A 24,908-nucleotide genomic window follows, 5' to 3' on the forward strand; every position below is an offset into this window, starting at 1 on the left:
GTAGGGTGATCGGCGTGAACGACTCTTCGGCTGAACTCACCGCCTCCGTCACCGCGGACATCGTGCTGCCCTGCCTCGACGAGGCGGCGGCCCTGCCCTGGGTGCTGGGGCGCATTCCGGACGGCTGGCGCGCCGTCGTCGTCGACAACGGGTCCACCGACGGGTCCGCGGACGTCGCGCGAGCGCTCGGCGCGACCGTCGTGCACGAACCGCAGCGCGGTTTCGGGGCCGCCTGCCACGCCGGCCTGCTCGCCGCGACCGCCACGTTCGTGTGCTTCTGCGACTGCGACGGGTCCCTCGATCCGGCGCTGCTTCCCGGCCTCGTCGCCCCGGTGGCCCGGGGCGAGAGCGATATCGTGCTCGGCCGACGACGTCCGGAGCGCTTCGGTGCCTGGCCCGCGCACGCCCGCGCCGGCAACATCGCCCTCTCCAGGATGCTCCGTGCCCGGACCGGTCTGCGGCTGCGTGATCTCGGGCCCATGCGGGCGGCCCGCCGGGAGGCTCTGCTGGCCCTGGATCTCACCGATCGCCGTAGCGGCTATCCGCTGGAGGTAGTGGTCCGGGCGTCGGACGCCGGGCTCCGGATCACAGAAACGGATGTGCCGTACCGCGCCCGTACCGGCAGGTCCAAGGTCACCGGGACATGGCGGGGCACCTGGTACGCGGTCCGCGACATGCGGGCCGTGCTGCGTCGGCCTCCGGCCGCGCCGACCGGGACGGGCAGCGTGCGTGCGGGAGCCCGCCGGTGACGCCCGGGCCGACGACACTGCTCGTCCTCGCCAAGGAGCCGGTGCCTGGCCGGGTCAAGACCAGGCTCACCCCGCCCTTCACCCCCGACGAGGCCGCGGAGCTCGCCGCGGCCTCCCTCGCGGACACCCTGCGCCAGGTGCGCACGCTGCCGGCCCGTCGCCGGGTGCTCGTCCTCGAAGGACGACCGGGCCCTTGGCTGCCGCCCGGCATCGAGGTACGGCCCCAGTGCGCGGGCGGCCTCGACGAGCGCATCGCCGCCGCGTTCGCGGAGTGCGCGGGCCCGGCCCTCCTGATCGGCATGGACACGCCCCAGCTGACCGCCGCGCACCTCGCCCCCGCGCTGTCGCCGGACGGCTGGGACAGCTGCGACGCCTGGTTCGGACCGGCCGAGGACGGCGGTTTCTGGGCCCTCGGCCTGGCCGAGCCGCGGCCGGATCTGATCCGCGGGGTCCCGATGTCGCTGCCGCACACCGGCGGTACCCAGCGGGCCCGCCTGACCGACGCCGGTCTCACCGTGGGCGATCTGCCGGAACTGCGCGACGTGGACGGGGCTGCGGACGCACGGCACGTCGCGGAGGCCGCGCCGCACGGGGAGTTCGCGGCGACCCTGGCCCGGCTGACCCGGGCGGCGGTCCGATGAGCACCACCCTGCCGCCCACCGGCCCGGGACGCCCCACCGCTTGGGCCGCCGATCCGTACGCCCACGCCCTTCGTACCGGCCGGGGCCCTCTCTTCCTCCGCCGCACGGACGGCTGGCTGCTGCCGCTGGATGTCGAACGCTGGTGCGCGGACGCCGACGCGGCGGACCTTTCGGCGCTCCGCCGCTGCGAGGGGCCGGTCGTCGACATCGGCTGCGGGCCCGGCCGGCTGGTGGCCGCCCTCACCGCACACGGGCACCGCGCCCTGGGAATCGACGTCAGCGAAGCGGCGGTGGCCCACACGCGGCGCCTCGGCGGTTCGGCGTTGCACCGCAGCGTCTTCGACCAGCTGCCCGACGAGGGCCGTTGGGGCACGGCCCTGCTCCTCGACGGCAACCTCGGGATCGGGGGTGACCCCGGCGCCCTGCTCCGCCGGACCGCCGCGCTGCTCGTCCCCGGCGGCCTCCTCCTCGCCGAGACGGCCCCGGAGGACGTGGACGAACGCGTACAGGTCCGGCTGGACGACGGGCGCGCACCGGCTGCGCCCGGCACCCACTTCCCCTGGGCGCGCCTCGGGACACCCGCGCTGCTGCGCTACGCGCGACTGCACGGCTGGCGGCCCGCCGATCAGTGGGAGGCCGACGGGCGCCTCTTCGTCACCCTGCGCCTCGACCGCACGGCGCGTACCACGAGCCACAGCGCCGGCAGCGCGAACAGCACCGCGGTGATCAGGAGCCAGTTCCCGAGGAACCTGTCGGGGGACATTCCGGAGGCCGGCTCGTAGCGATGCGTGTTCCGCGTGATCAGCGGCCACCACATCAGCAGGAGCAGCCCGGACAGGAACGCGGGTACCCGTACGAAGTTGACCAGTCCCCTCCGCCGCCCCGGTGCCCCGGCCATGGTCCGGTCGGCCAGTGTGTACAGCGGCAGCAGCACCAGGTCGTGGATCAGGGCGGCTCCCACGAACCACAGCACGACGAGGTAGGTGTCGCCGCCCTCCAGCAGCCGGACCCCGGCGTATCCGGCGAGGGCGAAGGAGGCTGCCATCAGGACCAGGTGCAGCGGTCCTCCTCCGTACCGGCGGCGAAGCCTCTTCATCGCACTCCTCCGAAGGTCATCCGGGTCACCCATTTGGTGTTCATCACGCCGGGGGCCGCCGGTACGACGATCCGCGCCGGGTAGCCGTGGTCCAGGGACAGCTCCTCGCCGTTGACGCCGAGCGCGAGCAGCGAGCGCGGGTCCGCCACCTGGTTGTCCCGGAGGGCGACGGTCCGGAAGGGACCGCTGGGCTGGAGCGACTCGACCAGGACGTCGGGCTGCTCCCTGTCCGTGTGTCCGGCGAGCGCGGCGAGGTCACGCAGGCGCACCCCCCGCCACCACTGGTCGGAGGTCGACCATCCCTCGACGCAGGCGATGGGCAGTGCCGCACTGTGCTGGCCCATGGCGAGCAGCTCTGCGCGGGTGAGCCGGACCTCTCCTGCGGGCCCGACGAGGGTGAGCCGCCACCGCTCCCGGGTGTCCGCCAGGACGATGCCCGCCTTGGCGGCCGTCTTGTTGATCTGGAAGCCGTTGGGCCCCTCTCCCGGCTCGGCGCCGCCGCGCGGAGTGAGGAGCGCGATGCGGCGCAAGGGGCCGTCGAAGCTGCGGCCCGCCGAGGTGACCAGCAGGAGCAGCGACCCGGCTCCGACGACGGCAAGCGCGCCGCGCCGCGAGAGGGTCGGGGACGCGGGAGTGGGGGTGGCGAGCTCGTCCGTCTCCGTGGGGGCAATGCCGTGCCGCAGGAGACGGAGGGTCCGGGGCAACTTGAGTCCCACATGTGCGACGAAGCCGGCGACGAACACCCAGGCCCCGTAGAAGTGCAGCGGGTAGAAGGATCCGGGGAACAGGTATTCCAGCTGGATGTTCAGCAGCCCGGTGACGAACTCGAACAGGACGCCGCCCACGAGCAACAGCAGGGACACGCGCTCCAGAGCCTGCGCCACGGACCGGGCCGGCGGCATGACGAAGAGCTTCGGGGCCACCGACCAGAGCTTGGCCAGCAGGACGGGGACGAGGACGATGCCCGCAGTCACGTGCAGCCCCTGGGTGAGGCGGTACAGCCAGTGAGGGCCGGTCGGCCAGGCGAAGAGGTAGAAGCCCAGCAGCCCCTTGTCCGGTGTCTTGTCGTTCACCGCCGCCAGGTCCGGGTTGTACGCCGCGTACGACAGCAGGCCGGTCACGAACAGCAGGGTGATCCCGGCGAGGAGGGCCGCTCCGAGCACCGCGGTGAACCTGGCACCCCGGACGGGGCTGCGCCAGAACCCGGGCGCGGAGGGGAGCGGCGGCACGGCGGGGCGCGCGGAGGTCTTGAGACGTGAGTCGTCCATGCGCCGACGCTATGCCGGGCTCCCGGCCGCGAGGGGTGTACGACTCCTGACGGAAGTCTGACGTCACCCGGAGGATCTGACAGTTGTGTGACGCGGTGGCGTCGCACCGCCGCTCGGGGCACCGGCGTGCATAACGTGCCCCTGTGAAGACCGAGGAGCGCAGCGACAGCACCCTCCCCGCCGGGATGTCCGTCCCCCCCGGCGGGCGGAAGGACCGCCGCCGGGATCTCGCCGCCGCCGCGATGGGTCTGCTGCTGGTGGCGGTGGCGTCCGCCGTGGGGTGGGCGGTCCAGAACGCGAACGGCAGCCTGCAGGTCCGCTGGCCGCCGCTGCTCGCCTCCTGGGACCCGCACGTAGGCCCCGGCACCCCGGCCGCCGCGGTCGTCGCGGCCGCCGTCGTCGCATACGGCCCCGGCCTCGCGGACCGGCTCCCATGGCGCCGCCTCCTGGCCGCCGCGTGGGCGGGCTCCCTGGCCTGGATCCTCTCGCTGGCCCTGATCGAGGGCTGGTACCGGGGTGTCGCCCGTCGGCTCACCACCAAGCACGAGTACCTGAGGGTCATCGACCGCTTCGAGGACGTCCCGTCGGCGCTGCGTGGCTTCACCGACCACATCCTGATCGGGCCGCCGGGAAACTGGCCCGCTCATGTCGCCGGCCACCCGCCGGGCGCCACGCTGACCTTCGTCGGCCTGGACCGCGTCGGCCTCGGCGGCGGTGCCTGGGCCGGGGTCTGGTGCATCGTGCTCGGCGCGTCGGGTGTGCCGGCCGTCCTGGTCGCCGTGCGTGCCCTGGCCGGAAAACACCTCGCCCGCCGCGCCGCCCCCTTCCTGGTACTCGCTCCGTCCGCCGTCTGGACCGGCACCTCGGCCGACGGCTACTTCGCCGGGGTGGCCGCCTGGTCGATCGCCCTGCTCGCTCTCGCCGCGACCGGAAGGACCCGCCTCACCCGGGGCGCCGCCCTGGGATCCGGTCTGCTGTTCGGGCTGACCTGCTACCTCAGTTACGGCCTCACCCTCATCGGCGTACTCCTGGGCGCCGTCCTCCTGCTCACCCGGACCGCCCGGCCCGTCCTGCCCTTCCTCGCCGGGGCGCTGGTCACCCCCGTCGCCTTCACCGTGGCCGGATTCAACTGGTGGGAGGCCTACCATCTGCTGGTCGAGCGCTACTACCAGGGCGCGGGCGGTGTCCGTCCGTACTCCTACTGGGTGTGGGGCAATCTCGCCTGCGCCACCCTGGCAGCAGGCCTCGCCACGGTCGCCGGACTACGGCGAGCGGTCGCGGCGGTGGTCCCCTCAGGCGTCCGCAACCTGCTTCCAGGCCGCGGCAGCGGCACGGTGACCGGTGGAACGTGCCTGGCCCTGCTCGTTCTGGCGGCGCTGCTGAGCATCGCCGCCGCGGACCTGTCCGGGATGAGCAAGGCCGAGACGGAGCGCATCTGGCAGCCCTTCATCCTCTGGCTGCTCCCCGCGGCCGCGCTGCTCCCCCGGCACGACCACAGGAGCTGGCTGGCAGCGCAGGCGGTTGTGGCGCTGCTGATCAATCATCTTCTGTGGACGGGGTGGTGACGGCCCGCCACAGGACTCGTCCCCGGACGAACGTGAACCCGGAGGTCGCGGGGAGGGGTCGACGGCCGATGTCGCCATGGTGCTCGGGCCGGCGCCCCCGCACCGGCCACCAGCACATCCACGCGACTGCACTCGGTGACGAGCTCCTCGACGAAGTGGTGGACCGACCGCCCGGACAGGGTTTTCGGCCGCCGCTCGACGGCATACCTCCGGTCCACGACGGAACGCTCCGCCATGGCCGACGGGAGCAGGAATCCACCTGTGAGCCGGACGAGTGCGCCGGCCGTGGTGAGAAAGAGCTGACGCCGGCAGATATCCGCCGCCGACCGGGACCCCGGGGCCGGCCGTCACGACCGGACGGCGGACACGCCCGGCTCCAGCCGGGCGCCAAGAGTGTCGGCGAATTCCTCGGCCCGGGCCAGCTGGACACGCAGCTTCTCCACCTGATCGACGGCAGCCTGCTCGTAGACACGTACGCGCTCCAGCAGGGCCTCCCGCTCACCGGCATCCAGGTGGTCGGTGGCATCGAGACGGTCGGTGGCGTCGAGCAGGTCGCGCATCTGCTCCAGGGTGAAGCCCAGCGGCTTCATCCGGCGGATCACCATGAGCCGGGCGACATCGGCCTCGGTGTAGAGGCGGAAGCCTCCCTGGGAGCGCGCGGAGGGGGCGACCAAGCCGGTCTCCTCATAGTGACGGATGGTGCGCAGCGACAGTTCGGTCCGTGCGGCGACTTCGCCGATCTGCATGTGCTTGTCGTCCACGCCCGTGCCCCTGGCCCTTCTCGTCGAGGGAGGCCGCGTTCCGTCCAGCCACCGATCTCTACTCTAACGTTAGGGTAGAGTTGCTGATGGCGAGGGTGGCTGGCCTGCCCCGCCACTGACGTTCCGGGGCCGATGGCGCCCCCGGCGAAGATCTGATTCTTGCGGGAGAGAGCGTGCGCGGGCCCAGGACGCCGATCGTCGCCGCCTGCCCGCCGTGACCCTTTGCCACCAGATGTGAGCCGCCCGGCCGCCCGCCCGCACCCGGCCCCGGCTCCGCCCTCCTCTTCGGCTTCCAGGCCGTCCGCAGGGTGCCGGCCCGGCCCTTGCGCATTCCTCCCGCACGCCCCGGCCTGCCGACGGGGCGTGCCTGAGCACGACAGGTACTCGTCCCCTTGTCTTCTTCTGCAGTGACTCCCGCCGCACGGCTGCGCGGCCTGCGCCCCGACTGGTTGGGCGATCCGAAGGTCTGGCGCACCGAGATCCTGGCCGGCCTGGTGGTCGCCCTGGCCCTCATCCCCGAAGCGATCTCGTTCTCGATCATCGCCGGGGTCGACCCGGCGATCGGTCTGTTCGCCTCGTTCACCATGGCCGTCGTCATTTCGATCGTCGGCGGACGGCGGGCGATGATCTCCGCCGCCACCGGCGCCATCGCGCTCGTCATCGCCCCCCTGAACCACGAACATGGCCTGGGTTACCTGATCGCCGCCGTCATCCTGGCCGGTGTCTTCCAGATCGTCCTCGGTGCGCTGGGCGTGGCCAAGCTGATGCGGTTCGTGCCGCGCTCGGTGATGGTCGGCTTCGTCAACGCACTGGCGATCCTGATCTTCATGGCCCAGGTCCCGGAAATGCACGACGTGCCGTGGGCCGTCTACCCGCTGATCATCGGCGGTCTCGCGCTGATGGTGTTCTTCCCGAAGGTCACCAAGGTGATCCCGGCCCCGCTGGCGTCCATCGTCATCCTGACCGTCATCACGGTCGCGGCCGGCATCGTGGTGCCGACCGTGGGCGACAAGGGCGAGCTGCCCTCCTCGCTGCCGGCGCCCGGCCTGCCGGACGTGCCCTTCACGATGGACACGCTGACGACGATCGCCCCGTACGCCTTCGCGATGGCACTGGTCGGGCTGATGGAGTCGCTGATGACCGCCAAGCTGGTCGACGACATCACCGACACCCACTCCTCCAAGACCCGCGAATCCATCGGTCAGGGCATCGCCAACATCGTGACCGGTTTCTTCGGCGGGATGGGCGGCTGCGCGATGATCGGCCAGACGATGATCAACGTGAAGGTCTCCGGCGCCCGGACCCGGCTGTCGACATTCCTCGCGGGCGCCTTCCTGATGGTGCTGTGCATCGTCTTCGGACCGGTCGTCTCCGACATCCCGATGGCCGCCCTGGTCGCGGTGATGGTGATGGTGTCGTTCGCGACGTTCGACTGGCACTCCATCGCCCCGAAGACGCTGCAGCGGATGCCGGCCGGGGAGATCGCCGTCATGGCCATCACCGTGATCGTGGTGGTCGCCACCGGCAACCTCGCCATCGGCGTCGTCGTCGGCTCCGTCACCGCGATGGTCATCTTCGCCAAGCGGGTCGCCCACCTCGCCCGTGTCGCTTCCGTCACCGCCCCGGACGGGACCACGGTGGTCTACTCCGTCACCGGGGAACTGTTTTTCGCCTCCTCCAACGACCTCGTAGGACAGTTCGACTACGCCGGCGACCCCGACAAGGTCGTCGTCGACCTGTCCGCCGCCCACATCTGGGACGCCTCCTCGGTCGCCGCCCTCGACGCCGTCGAGACCAAGTACAAGCAGCGCGGCAAGACAGTGGAAATCATCGGCCTCAACGACCTGAGTGCCGACCTCCACGGCAAGCTCACAGGGGAACTCACCAGCCACTGAGCCCTTCGCAGCCTCACGGCCGAGGGGCCCCGGTACAAGCGCCGGGGCCCCTCGGCCGTTCAAGAGGTCCTACGCCGGCGAAGGGCCGCAGGAGGCGCCGGAAGGTCTGCGGAGTGCCTTCGAGATCCCCCACGCGCACGCGTGAACCGCAGGGCGAATCCGTCGCCACCCAGAACTCGCACGGCGCCTGGCTCCTCCAGTGGGCTGCCCCGCGGTGGTAGCAGCATGGTGTCTTCGGCAGTCGGCATACCCGGTTTTCGGTCGAGTCGCGCACCGCGCCGTCCGGCGAGCGTCTGCGCGATCCGGGCAGCAGATCGTGTATTACGGAGGGTGTCGGGCACGCGGGCGGGCCAGCTCGGTTCTCTGTTCGGCGAACCTGACCGCTGGGCAGTCCGTCATGAGGCGTTCGGACCGCCGGACCAGTAGCACGATCACCACCGGCAGCCCGCCCGACGACCCGTCCGCAATCCGTGTTCGTACCGTCCGTGTATGCGTCCCGGCCGCTTCCCCTCTGCGGGCACCCCGCCGAGCGCACACGAAGAACGCGCTCGCAGCACAACGGCATTCACGCCTTGTTCCACTGTCTGTCTCCACCACCACGTCCGCAGGACGCGGCAAGGCCTGCCGTAAGCCCTCCGAGACACACACCTACGCGAACGATCGGCTCGGCGTGGCATCAGAAGAACAGCGGAAGCCCTCGTTCGCTCGCACCTGCCTGGGCACTCTCCCGAGTACGCCGACAAACGGACCGGCAAGCTGCCTCCCGTCCACGGATCCTGACCACTCCTCGAGCCCGCCGTCGAACCGTTCGGCTGGATCCGTCCGTACGGCTCGAAGGATGAGCAGGTCAAGGAGCGCTGCGACGGCAGAGGTATCACGGGCGGTGCCGCCGGCCACTGCCGCACTTCGGCGGAGGGCGCCGGCCGGTGGGCCCCGGGGCGCCCTCAGGAGCGGGGTTCCCACACCTCCAGAGCACCGGTCTCGGTGTCATAGCTGCGCAAGGTGATGAGCCGGACCGACAACGGCGGCGCCGGCAGCAGTTCGGGGACCCGCCGGCCACCGAAGGCACCTGCCCGCCGAGTACGGCCCAGGGTGATGTGCGGACTCCAGCGCCCGGGTTCATGAAAGGGACTGAGGCTCCCGGGTGGGCTGTCCGAGGCCACCGCCTCCCATACCCGGCGGTGCAAGCCGGCCAGCGCGGAGTCGAGATCCAGTGCCCAGGCCAGCACCGAAGTGGGCCGCTCGAAGCGGACCACACCGGTGAACCGCACCGGCACCGGCAGGGCGGCGGCCACCTCGGCGAGCTCCCAACGGATGGGAGCGGTCAGCTCCGGGCAGGCGGCCAGGGTGAGGTGCGGGCTGTTGGTCGGTGAACGGTGACGTGCCTGACTGGGCAGCCCCGCATCCGCCAGCCGCCGCCAGGCCTCCCGCACCACCAGCTCTGCCGCTTCGTCCAACAGAAGCTCAACCGTGCGCACCCCCGCAGTCTACCGACAGGACCAGGACGAACAGGAACTCCGACTCAGCTTGGCTCCGTCGGGGACCTCGGGGATTCGCAGTGCGGCAGCATGGTCGACGGGCACGCTCGGATCATTCCGGCGGTCCAGCCGTCGAGGCGCCCGCTGCCCCTCCGCCCCCGTTCCGGTGAGCGGGTTCCCTCTCTGACCGCGCGGATCGCGGAGGCAACCGGACGGCACGGGGGCGATATGGGTGCGCGACCGGCTCGATGCGTTCCCTGTATGCGGGCCTGCTGCCGTAACGCGTTGCGTACCGAGTTACGGCAGCAGGCGTAACGGAGGGCGACGCGGGTCGGTGGTGCTCTGGTCAGGCAACGCCGGAACGCGAACGGGGGGTACCGTCATCAGCAGCCGCCCCTCCTGCGTGAGGCTGCGGACCGCGTGCGGCGGCACACCTGCTCGGCCATGCTCGAAGGATCATGTGTCCCCTCGTTCCGATTGGAGCCGTCCTTGAAGACAACTCTGCGCGTAGCCCTGGCCGTCGTTATGTCCGTCGGTGCCGTATCGGCCACGTCACCGGTCACGGCCGCGGACGAACCGTTGCGGTACGTCGCGCTCGGCGATTCCTTCGCGGCCACGCCACTGGTGCCGCCCCTCGACCCGGCCGATCCGACGTGCCAGCGCTCCTTGGCCGACTATCCGCATATCGCGGCCAGTTCCCTTGGTGCCGAGCTCACCGACGTCAGCTGCTCCGGCGCTACCGTCAACCATTTGAGCACCATGCAGCACCTAGGGGTCGCGCCTCAGTTCGATGCTCTCGCGCCCGATGCCGACATCGTCAGCGTCACCATCGGCGGCAATGACGCCAACCTTTTCAGCGAAGCACTGGGCTGCGTGAACATCCTGCCCCGGCCCCACGGCACCAGCTGCGCGGAAGAGAACACCGCCGGCGGTACCGACAAGGTCAGGGCCCGCATCGACGCCTGGGCCCCGGCCCTCACCGCCGCTCTGGGCGAAATCACCCGGCGGGCGCCACGCGCCAGCGTTTTCGTCGTCGGTTACGGTAACTACTTCCGCACCGACGGCTGCTACCCCGCCCAGCCCTTCTGGAAGCAGGACGCCAACTACATCCAAGGCGTGGTCAACCACCTCAACGGCGTACTGAAGCATGTGGCCCAGGAGCGCGGCGCCCACTTCGTCGACACCTACGCCCTGGGCGCTGGGCACGACACCTGCGCCGCCCCCGCCGACCGCTACATCGAGGGCGCCGCCCCCACGCGTCCAGCTGCGCCCTTGCATCCGAACGCCTCAGGCGCCCGGGCCATCGGTGCTGCCCTCGCCGCGTCCGTCCGCGCGACATCGGCAGGGTGACGAGCGGCGCCTGTGAAACGCAGCGGTGACCGGCCGGGGCTGTACCGCCACGGCTCGGCGCATGCTCTCTCCTGCCTGCTCGGCGGTTACCTGGTCTTTGCTGACGTTGTCCTGGCCGACGGCATCCCGCCCGTCGCCGGCCTCCGTGAACGGTCCGGAGCCGCCTCGGCGACAAGGGGCACGGCTCCGATACGTACCGCGACGAGAGGGCGTCGCCGACGGTTCCCGCCCTCTTTCCCCAAGGGACCACCCAGCGTCAAGGACATGGGCAAGCTCCGAAGGTAACCGCGTAGCAGGGTGGCGAGGTGGTTCAGGGGCACTCGACAGCGGTAGGAATCCCAGGCGTTCTGTCCACGGACGCCAGGACATCATGGGAAAGCCGCTTGGTCCGGTCTCCTCCACAGACCGCTACTCCCCCTCACCGGCCGGGGGCGCCGGGCACAGGAGGGCGCGGGCCCTCGCGGTATGGCGGTAGTGAACGTGCCGCCCATTGCGTTCGCGTACCACGAGGTCGGCGGCCAGAAGGCGGGAGAGGTGGAAGGAGACCGTGCCGGGGGTGAGGTGATGTCGAGCGGCCAACGCCGTGGTGGTGCACGGTTCGGTGAGACTGTTCAGGATCGCCAGGCGGGTTGCTCCGAGGACGGGGGCGATGAGCGGTCTCGTGTCCGGGGAGGCGCTCATGGGGATCGCGAGTTGGGCTCCGTCCCGTTGGAGAGGCGCATGCAGGCCGATGCGCTGCACGACCACCGTAGGTACGGCGAGTTCACGAAGAAGCAGATCGTGGACTCGGCCACGTCCAGCGAAGTGCTGCTCGCGTTGAGCGCCCCCAGCCGTGAGAAGGTCGACGAACTGGTCGACAAGGCGATCGCCGCCGGTGGCTCGGCCACGGGCGAAACCCAGGACCATGGCTTCATGTACGGCCGCGCCTTCGACGATCTGGACGGGCACACATGGGAGATCATGTGGATGGACCCGACAGCAGGTCAAAGCTGACCGGAGCACAGCCGAGGTCTTCCTGTCGGTCTCGCACCACGGACAACCTTGTCCAAGCACGAGAACCGCCTTGGTCACGGGCGTCTGCCGTTGCTGTGGAACGGCGGAAGCCACGGAACCCCCGGCCACCCGGAATGTCCCGGACCGGCGGCCGTAACCTCTGCCGCAACAGGCGACAGCATCGCTCCGTTCCGCTCGCCCGTCCGTCCGTCACACCGGAGAACCGAAGCCGCCTCGACCTCGCGCCGAGGCGGCTTCGCTCACCTTCGACACGCCCTGGACGCACAGTCGGGACCCGTACGCCAAGCGACAGGCCTTTGCCGAACCGGCGCCGGCCGTCACTCCGCATCGCCGGAACCGGACCAGCGCTCAACGCTTGATCTTTCAACATCTGCGCTGTTAGCGTGATCCGACGTCTCAGAAGTGGAGCCCCTCATGCGTTTAAGGACCATCGCCCTAGCAGCCGTCCCCGCAGCCTTCCTCGGCGTGATGGCATCTGCGCCCAGCGCGTCGGCATGGGCTCCCGGCAACTGCCCGGCAGGCACGTTCTGTGTCTGGCCCGACTGGTGGTACGGCGACACCGACATACCTCCATCGCTGGCAACGGACGGCGAATGGTCCGGAAGCGCCCCCGGCCACATCTTCTACAACAACACCGCCCGGGACGTCACGATGACGTACGTCGTCCAGGGTGAGGGGCAGGCGCCTGCGTCCACGGCATGCGTCAGCAGGGGCCAGGGAAGTTACTTCACCGTGCCTATGACCGTCACGAACGTGGCCTGGCGCGAGGATGACGGCAGTCCTTGCTGGTGACCCGCCAAACGCTCGCTCTTTGCGTTCCCGGATCCCCCAGACCCTTCCTGACAGCCCGCCAGTTCACCGGACGCCGTACGTGATGGCTCGCGTCGGCCCCGCTTCGACGCCGACGCCCACCCCTGTATGGAATCCGACGCCAGGCCGGCGAGGGCGTCGTCGCCACACGCACGAGGAGGACGAGCCGTCCTCCTCGTGAAGTTCGCATCCGCCGGCCGGCGTCCGGCTTCGGCGCGTTTTCAGCCCTGCCATCAGGACGCCGCCGGGGCCGGCCCACAGGCCGAAGCGGCCAGGATCCGCTGCAAGGAGATCTGCGGCCACTCCGGACGCTCCACCGTCCGGGCGGAGGCCGGACCACTGTCCCCGTGCAACGCGAAGTCGATGTCGAGCCGACGTCGGGCATGGTCGATATGGCGAACCGTGTAGTTGCGGACGGCAGGGCGTCGATCGGCGGGCATCGCTTGCAGTTCGGCCCACCAGTCGGAGCTGGTCGGCAGCTGCAGCTCCTCACCGACCGGGAGGAACAGCCGCACCAGGTGGTCGGGGCCGGCGTAGTGGAAATCACCCACGCCGTCCCCCGCCAGCGTGATCCGGACCATTCGCGGCGTGAGACGGCGCACCCCGGCGACAGTCACGAGCATGGGCCGTTGCGGTGGCACCTGATCGGCTACGAGCGATGGGGACATCGAAGAAGCACTCCTGAACAAGGGACACCGTTGTTAGGTTAGGTTTAGCTTAGTTGCGCGATGCTGTTGAGCACCACACCGACTCCAGCCGTGAACGCGCCACCGCTTAGCGGCACGGCCGCCCAGCACGCGTACGGCGTCCCGGACCTCCGCGCAACAACGGCGAGAGGCCCGAAGCGGCTCACGGATCCGGCCCGCCCAAGGTTCTTTTCCGGCCCATGTTCATGACAGGGGCATGATAAGTCTGGAGGGTTGGGCATAGCTCTAAGGCCCTGGGAGAACTGCAGTCGGCCACCCCGCCGATGCAGCCCCTCCCCCGCTCTCCGTCCCGAGCGGCCCGAGCCCCCACGAGCGAAGGAACAGCTATGCCGCACTCCTTATGGCTGAAGGCAGCAGGCACCGCCGCCGCAGTCACCCTGGCCACAGCGACAGCCGCGCACGCCGCTCCCCCAGCGCAGTCGACAGCAGCGAAGAACACGGCAGCGGTAGTGACACTCCGATACGACGACAGCCGAGCAGGCGGCTGGGAAGCGGCGATTACCGCGGGAGTCGCCTCATGGAACCAGAACGTCGGCAACGTCAGACTGATCGAAGCCGCACCTGGCACCCGAGCCGAAATACAGATCGTCGCCACCAGCGGCTGGCCGCAGGCGACACTCGGCCCTGTCCGCCCGGGCGGACAGGTTCGTGTCGAACTCGGCAGCCAAGCGGTATCCCAGGGGCACGACAAGACCCGCATCGCCGCCCATGAGATCGGGCACAGCCTGGGCCTTCCCGACACCAAGCCTGGCCCGTGCTCCCAGCTGATGTCAGGGTCGAGCGCAGGCACCAGTTGCAGGAACGCAGTTCCGAACGCGACTGAACGAGCCCGCGTCAATTCCGCTTACGCCAGCGGCAGTGCCTCTCTCACTCCCGCCGACGGCCGCATCCTGGTGGAGACGCCCTGAAAGCCGTTTGACGAGTCACTGGGCAGCCGACTCCACCCCATGGCCTGCCGGCACCGGCTGGAACTGCTCCCTGCAACGATTCGCGGCCGGGCCGCAGGGTGACGTGCGAAGCGGGCACGTGCGTCGCCGACCGGTGACGGTGGCCACCGTCACCGGTTCCGTGCGCTCGCCGCCGCCGGGAGCGCACAGAGACCGTCGAGGGTCTGCTGCCCTCGGACGGCCCGGCCTCGCCGCGTACGGCAACAGCTACGAAGCGGTGGTGCATACCAGTGGTCCGGGAGGGCAGACGGCAGAACACATCAACCAAGGGAGCTTTCCATGATGATTGCCGGCATCGTCGCTGTCTGTATCGTTCTGGCCGTCCTTGCCTTCTTCGTGCCGCGCTTGTCACGCCACCCCGAGCGTGGCACCCAGCGAACTCTCGGAGCCGGATCACGCGCCGGCGGCAAGGCCCCGGGCGTACTGGGCCGCGTCTTCAGCAAGCCGTTCCGCAGCAGCTCCAAGGCCGTGGGCAACAGCGGCTCCGCCGGCCGCCGAGCCCGCGGCCACATGCCGTTCTGACCGGTTCGCCGCAGACCCGGCTCGCTCCACGGCCTACCCGGCCAAGCGCCTCGAGTGGTAGGGGCCTGGAATTCGCCACGAACACCGCTGCGGTCCACCGCGCGCCGACCGGAGGGGCTTATCCGCCCTTGTGGACATTCATCGTGCGGTGCGGCGCGCGGGATTTCCGGTTCGAAGCAGATCGATCGCGGATCAGCCGCTTTCCGGCCCCGCTCCGTGGAATGTCCCGGAGCGGGGAAGGACTTCTGCGGGTCGCGGACGGCTACGGTGCGGAATGGTCTTCTTCCGTTCGGCCGGCATCGAGTTCGGCGGCCCCGGCCTCCCAGCGAAGTCGTCGCTCGGTGGAGGACTGTTCCCACCACGGAGTGCCGCGCTCGCCGAGCGCCACCTTCGCCGCGTGCACCCGGCTCCGGGCCAGGCCCTCGGCTGCCGCGTCCTCATTGCGGCGCGAAGCGGCTACCGCACGCCGGGCCGCCATGAGGTGACGGCGCAGGTCGGTCGCGATGTCCTCGGGGATCTCAGGGTCTGTCGCCCGCCACCGCCGACCGCCCACCACGACGTACCGGCCGTCGGGCGTCCGCTCCGGCTGCACAGAAGGAACCACCTGACTCAGACTGCCCCATATGCGCAGATACCGCCCGGTGAGGCGCCCCCCGTCTCACTCTGCCCATCAGCAGGAAGGCCGGGCCACGAGCGCACCGAGTTCTCCCAGGAGCTCTGCCGCCGGCGCCGGAGTGATCAGCCACTTCAGGTGGCTGCTTCTGAGGGTGCGGACATCGAACGGATTGTCCGGCGTCATCGCGTTGCCCTCGCGGATGAGCCGGTCCTGCATGGCGAGCGGCATGCTCGCGTCGTCGGCCAGACGCACGAAAGTCTTGGGGATACGGCCCCAGGTCGCGGCCTGCGCCCGGTCGGCGGAGCTGCCTACGTCCAGGTTCTCATCGGGCTGGAAGGTGTTCAGGAAAGTCAGGAACTCCTCGTCGGTGCCGTCGGCGAGGAAGGCCGCCTTGAACGCGGCGAGGGCTCCGGGGTCCGAGGTCCGGAAGTTGACGCGCAACAGACCCATTTCAGCCGGGTTCCCGACCAAGGCATGGGTCAGCGATGCGGCGTCGACCGTCGCCATCTCCGGCTCGGCGTAGTAGTCGTTCACATCCAGATCCACCGGGCACCAAGCCGCGACATAGACGATGCGGTCGACCAGGTCCGGCCGTGCGTTGGCCGCAGCAGTCGCCGTGACACCGCCGCGGCTGTGCGAGACGAGGATCACGGGCCCGTTCTCCTTGGCCCGTTCCAGGATCCCGATCAGGTGAGTGGCGTTGTCGGCCAGCGTGACCCCCTTGAGCGAGCCGGGCGCGGTGGCGAGTCCCTCGAGATCCTGCGGCGCCTGATAGGCGCTCGGACAGCTTGCCCCGAAACCGTGGCCGGGGAGGTCGACAGCGACCGACCGGTGCCCGAGAAGGCCGAGTTCCGCCTGGAGCGGCGCGAAGGAGAAGGAGTTCGCGAACGCTCCATGGACCAGGACGAACGTCGGCTGCATCTGTCTGCTCACTCTCTGATCTGTGCTGCCTGTGCACCGCACACGGTGCGGATCGATCCGTTCCTGCACACCGCACGACGCCGGTCGGTTCGTTGCTCTGCGCCGCCCGCCGGGAGTTGTCTGCGTACAGCAGGGAATACCCACCGAACGCGGAGCGTCGATCGAGGGACACGCGAACAGTTGCCCGATATTCCACGGGGACACTACTCAGCGAAAGATCACCGGCGCAACCGGTATCACCCCCTCCGGCTGGCTCCTTCCCCCGGGTCCCTGGCCCCGACGGACGGAGAGGCCGGCCACCCACCCATGCGGACCACCCCGCCATGTCCCGGTCCGCGGGAGGCGGCGGGCGACGGGAGGCGCACCGCGCTCAAGGGGCACACCCGCCCGGGCGTCATGAGCCGCTCGCACGACCGGAGCCGTTGTGCACTGCTGCCTGCATCCTCCTCAGGCAGGACGCGGAAGACGGTGCAGTCGTACGTCCATGAGCCGGCCGCCCGACACCTCAGCGGTCATGTAGGTGCAGTACGGCTCCCTGCGCCGGTCCGTCGGCGAGCCCGGATTGAGCAGCCGCAGCCCGTTCGGAGCCGTGGTGTCCCACGGAATATGGCTGTGCCCGAACACCAGGACGTCGAGATCGGGGAAGCGAGCTGCGCACCGGCCCTCGCGGCCCTGCGCCGCCCCCGTCTCGTGTACGACACCGAAACGGAGACCTTCGCACTCGACACGTGCGACCTCGTCGAGCCTGGCTCTCAGCTCCGGGCCGTCGTTGTTGCCGAAGACACCCACCAAGCGTCGCGCACGCGCCTCGAACAGGTCCAAAGCGGCTGTGTCCACCCAGTCACCGGCGTGGAAGACGATGTCCGCCGCATCCATTTCGGTGAGGAGGGAGCCGGGTAGTCGCCTGGCCCGCTTGGGCAGGTGCGTGTCCGACGTCAGCAGCAGGCGCACGCGCTACACCTCCGGTCCGTCGATCCAGCGGCCGAGCATACTGCTCGGCCGGGGCGGTGTCCTCGCGGCCGGCCCTGACCGCCTCGCTCCGCCATCTCTTGCTTCACCCGCTGTCCCGTGGAGTTTCAACGGCTGGGAGAGCCTTGTCCGCGGACTGTGCCATCCGCCTGCGCGCCCGGGACGGCACCACCCCGGCACACCCGACCTCTCCCAGCTCACCTACGGTTTCTTCCTAAAAATTCTGGTTTTGCCGATTTGTTGGAGTGCTACGGGGACGTCGGCCGTGAGCACGCCACCACGGCCTCCGGCATCCTCGGACCGCGGGGACCATCCTCCGCCTTCAGGACGTGGACCGCGAGGACGCGACCCGGCCGGCGCATGGGCTGGCTCTGCACCGCCGGACCGGGAAGACCGACCACGAGGCCGTACTCCTGCGCGACGTGCACCGAGGCGGTGCTCGATTCCGCACCGGCCAGGGGTCTGTGCGGAGGTCGTCTCCGCCGTCCGGGCCGATGAGGACGTCACAGCGACGCACCTGGCCCTGTGCCCCTCCCCCGCCTGTTGTCGGTGACGCCCGGCAGGCTCGCGATCATGTTCACGAGGAATGATGACGTCGACCGGGCGTCCATGGACCATGTGGGCGGTGACGCTTCCGATGACCGCGCTTGCTGCGGGGACCGGCGTCCGCCGGCGCGGCCGAGCGGGAGAGCCCGCTCGACGGCACGCACGGTGCCGTGCACCACCAGGGCGATGTCCACGACAGCACTGTCACGTGCATCCCGTTCCTCGTGGTCCGCACACTGCGACGACCGTCCCGCCGCCGTGCGGGCCCGCCTCTCAATGTTGCCCCTCCGCTACGACAGGAGCCGGCGGCCACGCGTCGTCACAACGATCGGCCGCAGGGACCGGGTCCGCCGCGACGTGCGCCGACGGCGAACTGCTTCGGCGGGGCGCCCGAGCCGTACTCGATGCGTACGGCGGTCAGGGCGTTCTCCGGAGGTCCGGCCACCCGGTACGCGGGCAACGAGGACCGCTGAGCTGCGCCGAGCCCCTCACCGGTCGCGCACACGCCTCATGTGCTTTCCCATGTCCGCGAAGATCGTTCGGCACCCGGCCGCAGTGAGTCCAGCGCCTGCATGGCCTCGCGTTCCATGCGTGAGAGATCGCAGAGGATGGTGCCTGCCTGTACGAGGTTCTGCACGTCGCCCGATTCACCGGCTCCTGTGATCAGTGATGCGGCTTCTGCCCACAGGACGGCCGCCTCGGTGTACAGCCGGTGGCCGGTGCGCGGGTGGGTGCTGTCGATCTGTTGCGTGCATTCGGCGAGGAAGTCGCGGTAGAGGTTACGGAACAGGGCTCCGCCGGTTCCTGCCTCTTCCATCAGGAGGGCAGTCTGCGGTAGGTCCCGTTGCGGGTCGTCGGTCCGCTGCAGCCATGTGCGCATCAGTCTGCCGGCCTTCTCGATGCCTCGGTGACCGAGGTCGGCGATGGGCGGGTCGAGGAAGGCGTCGGCGCAGGCGGTGAGGGCGGGAACGATCCGTTCCTGTGGGCGGGGCGGGTTCCTCGGAGCGGTGAGGGTGAATGAACGGTACCTGGCGGCCATCGGACCGCGCGCGGCTCTGGCACGGGCGAGGCTGGTCAGGCCGGTGGAGACCCTTCCGCCTTGCTGGTGGGTGCCCACCAGCAAGGCGTCGAGGTCGTCGTAGCCGTACATGGCGACGACGTGACCGCCGAAGTCCGCTTTCGGCCCGGAGTAGGCCAGGTGGTGGCTGGCGAGCCCTCCCCTCTGCCGGTGGGGCCGCGACCTGCCGCCTCGGCAGCGAAGGCCACAGCAGGAAGAACATGAGGACGAGGGCGGGACGAACGCCCGAAACGTCGGCCAGGACCGGACACCTGTCCTGCGGGCGCCATCTCCTACCGGGGCGTGACGGCCGCGAGTACGCCCCGTACCGCTGTCCCGTCCGGCCAGGTCCACCCGGCTGCCAGTCGGCCGGACGCCCCCTGCGCGGCCTCCGCCGACCGCAGGACTCGATTGATCCGGACGTCGAACCCTTCGCCGGGGACAGGCCCGTGCACAGTGACGGTCGGGTCAGGAGTATCGCTCTCGCTCTGGTGCTGCGGCATCGCCTCGCCACGCATGAGCGCACGCAACTGCCCCGTCACCGCCGGATCATGGACGCCATCGTAGATCCACCGGGTGCCGAGCACCCCATGCGCGGAAGTACCGATCAGCGCCTCGTCCGGAACGCCTTCCAGCGGCACATCCCGGTAGCCCATCGGGACCAGATACGCCGTCGGCTCCTGCACGGTGGCATCAGCCACAACCATGAACTCGATCCCGACCACGCCCTCCGGATCGTCCAGACGAAACCCACCGGCCTTGACCAGTTCCGGCGCTTCCGCATCGCCGGCGTACCACTTCTGCTTCGGCAGCCAGCCGGTGAGCAGTTCCAGCTTGGTGGGCGTCATGGTGGTGCGATGGATGGTGGCCATACGAGCTCCCTCATGCGTGGGTCTGCACCCGTCCTCCGACGGGATGTGCTCGAACCTATAGGTGGATGGCGGGCGACCGCTCCGTCACCCGCGCGGCTGCCCCTTTCGCGGAACGTTCCTGTCGGTGGCGGGCCGGGAGGCGGCAGCCCCGTTCCGTACCCTGGGGGCATGCGCATGCGCCCCACACTGAGCTGGGCACCTCCCGAGGACCTGCCGCCGGGCACCACGGATCTGAAGCCGGCCACCGACGCGCTGGGCACCGGTGGTGTCCTGGTGCTCAGTGGGGCGGGCATCTCCACGGAGTCGGGCATCCCCGACTACCGGGGCGAGGGTGGGAGCCTGAGCCGGCACACCCCGATGACCTACCAGGACTTCACCGCCGGTCCGCGGGCCCGGCGGCGGTACTGGGCGCGCAGCCACCTCGGCTGGCGCACCTTCGGCCGGGCCCGCCCCAACTCCGGGCACCGAGTCGTGGCTGCGCTCGGGCGGCACGGCCTGCTCTCGGGCGTGATCACCCAGAACGTCGACGGTCTGCACCGGGCCGCAGGCAGCGAAGACGTCGTGGAGCTCCACGGAAGCCTGGAGCAGGTCGTCTGTCTTTCCTGCGGCGCCTTGAGCCCGCGTAGCGACCTCGCCCGGCGGCTGGAGGAGGCCAATGCCGGCTTCGAGCCGGTGGCTGCCGCACTCAACCCGGACGGCGACGCCGATCTCACCGACGAACAGACCAGGGACTTCCGCGTGATGCCCTGCACGGTCTGCGGCGGCATCCTCAAACCGGATGTGGTGTTCTTCGGAGAAGCCGTCCCCCCACGGCGGGTCGAGCACTGCCGCGAACTGGTCCGTGAGTCGACCTCGCTCCTGGTGCTGGGTTCATCACTGACGGTGATGTCAGGGCTGCGTTTCGTCCGCCAGGCGGCGCAGGCCGGAAAGCCGGTACTGATAGTCAACCGGGACCCGACCCGGGGCGACCAGCACGCCGTCACCCGCATCGAGCTCCCACTGGGAGCGGCCCTGACCGAAGCCGCCGGCCGCCTGGGCATCCCCGTCGAGGACGAGGTGCCAGGACGGCGTGACTGACGGGGCCCGCCCGCGCACAGGGTGCCGTCCTCCTGTCTGACGACAGGCCCGGCACGGAGGAGGATCGACCGGCCGCCGGGGAGCACTGACCACGCCCACCTCACCCCTGCGGGGGGATCTCACTTACTTTACTGCGACGAAACCTCAGAAATACCTCAGATTTGTTTTCGAAAGGTAGGACGCACTGCCAGAATCGCAGGGTTCCTGATCATGCGCCTTCGAGCCATCGCCGGATGCCTCCCCCACGGGAACCGGCCGGGACCGACCATCTTCCCCTCACAAAGGCGAACCCTCTCCATGAGTGACGGCAGCATCACAGCAGCCGATCAGCTCGCCGCCGGTGCACCGGCGGCGAACTCCCCCCACGTGGACGCCGGCGACGCCGGTTACAGCAAGGACCTCAAGTCCCGCCACATCAACATGATCGCCATCGGCGGCGCGATCGGCACCGGGCTCTTCCTGGGCGCGGGCGGGCGTCTCGCTGACGCAGGCCCCTCGCTCGCCATCGCTTACGCCCTCTGCGGCGTCTTCGCCTTCTTCGTCGTGCGCGCGCTGGGTGAGCTGATCCTCTACCGCCCCTCGTCGGGTGCCTTCGTCTCCTACGCCCGTGAGTTCATGGGCGAGAAAGGCGCCTTCGCGGCCGGCTGGCTGTACTTCCTCAACTGGTCGACCACTGCGATCGCGGACATCACCGCAGCGGCGACATACGCCCACTTCTGGGGCATGTTCAGCGACATCCCGCAGTGGATCCTCGCGTTGATCGCCCTCGCCGTGGTACTCGCGGCCAACCTCATCTCGGTGAAGTACTTCGGCGAGATGGAGTTCTGGTTCGCGATCATCAAGGTGGCGGCCCTGGTCGCGTTCATGCTGATCGGTATCTTCCTCGTCGTCACCCAGCATCCCGTGGACGGCCACACCCCGGGTCTGTCCACCGTCTCGGACACCGGTGTCTTCCCCGTCGGCACACTTCCGATGCTGCTCGTGATCCAGGGTGTCGTCTTCGCCTACGCCTCGGTCGAGCTGTGCGGCGTCGCCGCCGGCGAGACCGAGAACCCCGAGAAGATCATGCCTCGTGCGATCAACTCCATCATGTGGCGGGTCGGGCTCTTCTACGTCGGCTCGGTGGCACTGCTCGCGCTGCTGCTGCCCTACACCGCCTACTCGGGGGACCAGAGCCCGTTCGTCACCGTCATGGACAAGCTCGGTGTACCGGGTGCAGCCGGCGTGATGAACCTGGTTGTTCTGACCGCGGCCCTGTCGAGTCTGAATTCCGGTCTCTACTCCACCGGCCGCATCCTGCGCTCCATGGCCCTGTCAGGTTCCGCGCCCCGCTTCACCGGCCTGATGAACAAGGGGCAGGTGCCCTACGGCGGCATCCTGCTGACCGCGGGCTTCGGTGTGCTGGGGGTCGGGCTGAACTACGTGATGCCCGGCCAGGCGTTCGAGATCGTCCTGAACTTCGCGTCGATCGGGATCCTCGGGACCTGGGGGATGATCATGCTCTGTTCCCTGGTGTTCTGGCACCGCTCGCGGGACGGCCGGGTTTCAAGGCCCTCCTACCGCCTGCCCTGGGCCCCGTACACCCAGATCGTCACCCTGCTGTTCCTGACCGGGGTGGTCTTCCTGATGTGGTGGGGCGGCGGCATCGGCCGGACCACCGTGATGTTCCTGCCGTTGATCGCGGCGGCGCTGGTCGGCGGCTGGTTCCTCGTCCGCGGACGTGTGCACGAGATGGCGCGGGCCAGGCAGGACGCCTGAACCTCTTCCGCTCCGTCCGGAGGCGGCCGGCTCCCGTCCGGAGGCGGCCGGCTCCCGTCCGGAGGCGGCCGGCTCCCGTCCGGAGGCAGCCGGCTCCCGTCCGGAGGCAGCCGCCTCCGGACGGGAGGCTCTCGGTGCCCCTATCTCCCGCCCGGAGAGGGCGAGACGCCCTTCGCGCGAGCCGGAAAGCACACCCGGCGAAAAGCGCGGTTGAAGCCATGAGCGCCGGGCGCCGCTGACGGGCCGGTGCACGGCCCGCGTCGAAGCGGACGGACTACGGCGCGGAGGCCCCCGAGGTGGATGCCGGAGCGCGCCGGACGGGAAGCATCGTTTCCACCTCGCCCTGCGCGAGATGCTCCGTGATCAGCCGGGCGACCAAGGCCGGCTTCTCGAGCGGGACCAGATGAGAGGCGCCGGGGACGACGGCCAGCTGTGCCCCCGGAATGGCGCGGTACAGGGCGGTCGTGTGTTCCAGCGTCATCATGTCGTCATCGCCTGCGATGACGAGAGTGGGTGCCTCGATACGGGCGAGGTCCCCCGGGGGGAGCGTCGGCTGGGTGCGCCACATGTCGATCACTTTCGCGGCCACCACCGGCCAATGGTCCGCGCCGTCCGGTGCGACCGCCTCGTACAGCTCCCGGAAGAACGCGAGCTCGGTGCTGTCCGGCGTCATCGCGTCGAGCATCGCCGGTTCGGCGAAGCATTCGGCGGAAGGCCGGAAATTGGCCCCGACGACCACGGCCTTGCGGACCAGGTCGGGCCGGGCGATGGCAACGAGCAGGGCCACGACGCCCCCGTCGCTCCAGCCCACCAGATGCGCCGGTCCCTCCACCACCGCCTCCAGGAAGGCGACCGTGTCACCGGCCATGTCCTGGTACGAGAGCGGCCCTGCGACGTCGGAGGTGTGCCCGTGCGCACGCCGTTCGGGGAGGAAGACACGGTTGCCGGCTGCCATGTCGGCACGCAGTGCCCCCCACGTGTCGTTGGTACAGAAACCTCCGTGCAACAGGACCAGTGGATCACCGGTGCCCTCGGTCTCGTACCACGTCCTGACACCGGGAAGATCCGCGTAGCCGCCCATGGCCCAGGCCTCTCCGAACTGCCGTGTTCCAGCCAGTGTGCCCTGAGGCCCACCCGTGCGCACGTGGGGTGAGGGTGTCGGGCAGGGACCTTCTGGCGGAGGTGGCAACGTACTTCTGGGAGGGACGCCGCTCACGTGCCGCACCGTGGGATTCGTCTCGGCTGCTCGCCACGAGTGCCCGCGCCTTGCGGAACGGGCACTCACCCGTGCCGAGCGGGAGTCACCCCGTCGGCTCGTCCGGGGTGGGGTGCTCCGGATGGACTCCGGCGTTACGGGCGGCGCTGCGGCCCGAGCCAGCTTCGTCGGGGTCGGGCTTGCCGGCCTCGGAGTCCGGCTTCTCCCCGCGGCGTTCCGAATCCGGCGGGAGGACCACGTCGAGAGCGTCCTCGCCCTTCTGGACCTGCTGGTCGGGCATGTCGGCGGGTATGGGCGGCGGGCTGCCCTCCGCCCCGGTGTAGGCGGTTCCCTGGGGCCTGCGATCGGTCATGTCGTCACTCCCGTCGGTGCCCGCCCGTTCTGGTGCGGGGCGGGCAGGTTTCGCACCTCGGGTACCCTCTGCATCCCGGACGACGCCTGTCCGGTCATGCGGTCCTGCCTTCCACCGCTCCGTACCGGCTCCTGCCGCCCTACCCGCCCCCGCCCTTCGACGGTCCCGGCGGGAAGCCGGATGCCGTCGTGAGGCGGTAGTACCAGCCTACTCGCGCCGCCTCAAGCGCCCACATCGAGCAGCCACCGCCCGGAAGGCCGGGCCGGCCCCGGCCGCGAGCAGTGGCTCGGAGCACGCGGGCCGCATGGGCGCGGCGGGCCGGCCCGGGGCCCCGGGGGCCGGGCGTGTCGACGGTCCGGTTCCAAGGAGATCACGCCTGGCCATGATCGCTCCGGCAGCACTTCGGAACGAGAGGCCCGCGGCGGCCTGCGGCGGCCTGCGCGGTGTCGACGGCCGGTCCGGTGCGTATACGGGCGTGACAGCCGCGCCCATGAAGGCGGACCACCTCGCCACTGGTCTGTACTCGGCCGGAGAGACCGGCGCCGTCTGCGTGCGGGAGGTGGACGCGGGGGTGCTGCGCGGGTCCTCCTCCTTCACACGGCCCACCCACGTGTTGAACGCCGGTTCGCCCTTCCCCTCCGGATCCACCCGCCTCGGCTGACCTGGGGTGCTCCCTCGGCGAACGCGACGCCGGCGTACCGGGTGCGGGGGTGGGCTCGCA

General features: G+C 70.2%; 23 protein-coding genes and 2 pseudogenes. 13 read left to right on the forward strand and 12 right to left on the reverse strand.

Going from position 1 to position 24,908, the window contains the following annotated elements; genetic code table 11:
• Window positions 1-5: 5 nt before the first annotated feature.
• The 3 genes from ACF1FZ_RS14965 to ACF1FZ_RS14975 are packed head-to-tail and all read left to right on the forward strand — an operon-like array spanning window position 6 to window position 2,172.
• Window positions 6-749: a glycosyltransferase family 2 protein gene (locus tag ACF1FZ_RS14965; protein WP_391773803.1), complete on the forward strand. Its 744-nt coding sequence runs from the start codon at window positions 6-8 to the stop codon at window positions 747-749.
• Window positions 746-1,390 carry a DUF2064 domain-containing protein gene (locus ACF1FZ_RS14970; RefSeq protein WP_391773804.1) on the forward strand — a complete coding sequence of 215 codons (645 nt, stop codon included), beginning with the start codon at window positions 746-748 and terminating at the stop codon, window positions 1,388-1,390. The genes ACF1FZ_RS14965 and ACF1FZ_RS14970 overlap by 4 nt, the downstream gene beginning before the upstream one ends.
• Window positions 1,387-2,172, forward strand: coding sequence for a class I SAM-dependent methyltransferase (locus ACF1FZ_RS14975; RefSeq protein WP_391773805.1), 786 nt, complete (start codon window positions 1,387-1,389; stop codon window positions 2,170-2,172). Before ACF1FZ_RS14970 ends, ACF1FZ_RS14975 begins: the two co-directional genes overlap by 4 nt.
• A gap of 310 nt (window positions 2,173-2,482) precedes the next feature.
• Here ACF1FZ_RS14975 and ACF1FZ_RS14980 read toward each other — a convergent pair whose 3' ends face one another.
• The gene (locus tag ACF1FZ_RS14980) at window positions 2,483-3,754 is read right to left on the reverse strand and encodes a molybdopterin-dependent oxidoreductase (RefSeq protein ID WP_391773806.1); all 1,272 of its coding nucleotides are present in this window, start codon (window positions 3,752-3,754) and stop codon (window positions 2,483-2,485) included.
• A gap of 143 nt (window positions 3,755-3,897) precedes the next feature.
• Here ACF1FZ_RS14980 and ACF1FZ_RS14985 point away from each other — a divergent pair, with 143 nt between their 5' ends.
• Entirely contained in the window at window positions 3,898-5,319 is a 1,422-nt protein-coding gene (locus tag ACF1FZ_RS14985; protein WP_391773807.1) for a hypothetical protein, read from the forward strand.
• A gap of 347 nt (window positions 5,320-5,666) precedes the next feature.
• On the opposite strand, the gene ACF1FZ_RS14990 is transcribed toward ACF1FZ_RS14985, so the two are convergent.
• Window positions 5,667-6,080: a MerR family transcriptional regulator gene (locus tag ACF1FZ_RS14990; protein ID WP_391773808.1), complete on the reverse strand. Its 414-nt coding sequence runs from the start codon at window positions 6,078-6,080 to the stop codon at window positions 5,667-5,669.
• 392 nt (window positions 6,081-6,472) lie between these two features.
• On the opposite strand from ACF1FZ_RS14990, the gene ACF1FZ_RS14995 reads away from it, so the two are divergent.
• Window positions 6,473-7,975: a SulP family inorganic anion transporter gene (locus ACF1FZ_RS14995; protein ID WP_391773809.1), complete on the forward strand. Its 1,503-nt coding sequence runs from the start codon at window positions 6,473-6,475 to the stop codon at window positions 7,973-7,975.
• Between the two features lie 944 nt (window positions 7,976-8,919).
• Here ACF1FZ_RS14995 and ACF1FZ_RS15000 read toward each other — a convergent pair.
• Window positions 8,920-9,453 carry a 2'-5' RNA ligase family protein gene (locus ACF1FZ_RS15000; RefSeq protein WP_391773810.1) on the reverse strand — a complete coding sequence of 178 codons (534 nt, stop codon included), beginning with the start codon at window positions 9,451-9,453 and terminating at the stop codon, window positions 8,920-8,922.
• 489 nt (window positions 9,454-9,942) lie between these two features.
• On the opposite strand from ACF1FZ_RS15000, the gene ACF1FZ_RS15005 reads away from it, so the two are divergent.
• Window positions 9,943-10,803 carry an SGNH/GDSL hydrolase family protein gene (locus tag ACF1FZ_RS15005; RefSeq protein WP_391773811.1) on the forward strand — a complete coding sequence of 287 codons (861 nt, stop codon included), beginning with the start codon at window positions 9,943-9,945 and terminating at the stop codon, window positions 10,801-10,803.
• Between the two features lie 408 nt (window positions 10,804-11,211).
• On the opposite strand, the gene ACF1FZ_RS15010 is transcribed toward ACF1FZ_RS15005, so the two are convergent.
• Complete coding sequence (locus tag ACF1FZ_RS15010) at window positions 11,212-11,484, reverse strand: ArsR/SmtB family transcription factor (RefSeq protein WP_391773812.1); 273 nt, start codon at window positions 11,482-11,484, stop codon at window positions 11,212-11,214.
• A gap of 54 nt (window positions 11,485-11,538) precedes the next feature.
• Here ACF1FZ_RS15010 and ACF1FZ_RS15015 point away from each other — a divergent pair.
• A pseudogene (locus tag ACF1FZ_RS15015) lies at window positions 11,539-11,796 on the forward strand (VOC family protein); the annotation flags it as partial.
• Window positions 11,797-12,231: 435 nt separating this feature from the next.
• Window positions 12,232-12,609, forward strand: a complete 378-nt coding sequence (locus tag ACF1FZ_RS15020; protein ID WP_391773813.1) for a hypothetical protein — start codon at window positions 12,232-12,234, stop codon at window positions 12,607-12,609.
• A 251-nt stretch (window positions 12,610-12,860) separates the two neighbouring features.
• On the opposite strand, the gene ACF1FZ_RS15025 is transcribed toward ACF1FZ_RS15020, so the two are convergent.
• Window positions 12,861-13,250, reverse strand: a complete 390-nt coding sequence (locus ACF1FZ_RS15025) for a siderophore-interacting protein (RefSeq protein WP_391773814.1) — start codon at window positions 13,248-13,250, stop codon at window positions 12,861-12,863.
• Between the two features lie 410 nt (window positions 13,251-13,660).
• On the opposite strand from ACF1FZ_RS15025, the gene ACF1FZ_RS15030 reads away from it, so the two are divergent.
• Both ACF1FZ_RS15030 and ACF1FZ_RS15035 read left to right on the forward strand, forming a co-directional pair.
• Window positions 13,661-14,242 (forward strand): snapalysin family zinc-dependent metalloprotease, encoded by a 582-nt coding sequence (locus ACF1FZ_RS15030; RefSeq protein ID WP_391773815.1) that lies wholly within the window; start codon window positions 13,661-13,663, stop codon window positions 14,240-14,242.
• Window positions 14,243-14,560: 318 nt separating this feature from the next.
• Entirely contained in the window at window positions 14,561-14,803 is a 243-nt protein-coding gene (locus ACF1FZ_RS15035) for a DUF6411 family protein (protein ID WP_391773816.1), read from the forward strand.
• 262 nt (window positions 14,804-15,065) lie between these two features.
• Here ACF1FZ_RS15035 and ACF1FZ_RS15040 read toward each other — a convergent pair whose 3' ends face one another.
• The 5 genes and pseudogenes from ACF1FZ_RS15040 to ACF1FZ_RS15060 all read right to left on the reverse strand — a co-directional run bounded on the left by ACF1FZ_RS15040 (window position 15,066) and on the right by ACF1FZ_RS15060 (window position 19,784).
• Window positions 15,066-15,407 (reverse strand): hypothetical protein, encoded by a 342-nt coding sequence (locus ACF1FZ_RS15040; protein ID WP_391773817.1) that lies wholly within the window; start codon window positions 15,405-15,407, stop codon window positions 15,066-15,068.
• Between the two features lie 66 nt (window positions 15,408-15,473).
• On the reverse strand, window positions 15,474-16,352 hold the full coding sequence (locus ACF1FZ_RS15045; RefSeq protein ID WP_391773818.1) for an alpha/beta fold hydrolase: 879 nt from the start codon (window positions 16,350-16,352) through the stop codon (window positions 15,474-15,476).
• 435 nt (window positions 16,353-16,787) lie between these two features.
• Window positions 16,788-17,291: a metallophosphoesterase family protein gene (locus ACF1FZ_RS15050; RefSeq protein ID WP_391773819.1), complete on the reverse strand. Its 504-nt coding sequence runs from the start codon at window positions 17,289-17,291 to the stop codon at window positions 16,788-16,790.
• 1,072 nt (window positions 17,292-18,363) lie between these two features.
• A pseudogene (locus ACF1FZ_RS15055) lies at window positions 18,364-19,068 on the reverse strand (DUF4872 domain-containing protein); the annotation flags it as partial.
• A gap of 137 nt (window positions 19,069-19,205) precedes the next feature.
• Entirely contained in the window at window positions 19,206-19,784 is a 579-nt protein-coding gene (locus tag ACF1FZ_RS15060) for a 1,4-alpha-glucan branching protein (protein WP_391773820.1), read from the reverse strand.
• 168 nt (window positions 19,785-19,952) lie between these two features.
• On the opposite strand from ACF1FZ_RS15060, the gene ACF1FZ_RS15065 reads away from it, so the two are divergent.
• Window positions 19,953-20,861 carry an NAD-dependent protein deacetylase gene (locus tag ACF1FZ_RS15065; protein ID WP_391773821.1) on the forward strand — a complete coding sequence of 303 codons (909 nt, stop codon included), beginning with the start codon at window positions 19,953-19,955 and terminating at the stop codon, window positions 20,859-20,861.
• 297 nt (window positions 20,862-21,158) lie between these two features.
• Complete coding sequence (locus ACF1FZ_RS15070) at window positions 21,159-22,619, forward strand: amino acid permease (protein ID WP_391773822.1); 1,461 nt, start codon at window positions 21,159-21,161, stop codon at window positions 22,617-22,619.
• 274 nt (window positions 22,620-22,893) lie between these two features.
• Here ACF1FZ_RS15070 and ACF1FZ_RS15075 read toward each other — a convergent pair whose 3' ends face one another.
• Together ACF1FZ_RS15075 and ACF1FZ_RS15080 are read right to left on the reverse strand one after the other, a co-directional pair.
• The gene (locus tag ACF1FZ_RS15075) at window positions 22,894-23,700 is read right to left on the reverse strand and encodes an alpha/beta fold hydrolase (protein ID WP_391773823.1); all 807 of its coding nucleotides are present in this window, start codon (window positions 23,698-23,700) and stop codon (window positions 22,894-22,896) included.
• Between the two features lie 220 nt (window positions 23,701-23,920).
• Window positions 23,921-24,187, reverse strand: coding sequence for a hypothetical protein (locus ACF1FZ_RS15080; protein ID WP_391773824.1), 267 nt, complete (start codon window positions 24,185-24,187; stop codon window positions 23,921-23,923).
• Between the two features lie 382 nt (window positions 24,188-24,569).
• Between ACF1FZ_RS15080 and ACF1FZ_RS15085 the strand changes: the two genes are divergently transcribed.
• Complete coding sequence (locus tag ACF1FZ_RS15085; RefSeq protein ID WP_391773825.1) at window positions 24,570-24,848, forward strand: hypothetical protein; 279 nt, start codon at window positions 24,570-24,572, stop codon at window positions 24,846-24,848.
• The last annotated feature ends 60 nt before the right edge of the window (window positions 24,849-24,908 follow it).

This window comes from Streptomyces sp. NPDC014623, from assembly GCF_043088245.1.
Taxonomy (GTDB): domain Bacteria; phylum Actinomycetota; class Actinomycetes; order Streptomycetales; family Streptomycetaceae; genus Streptomyces.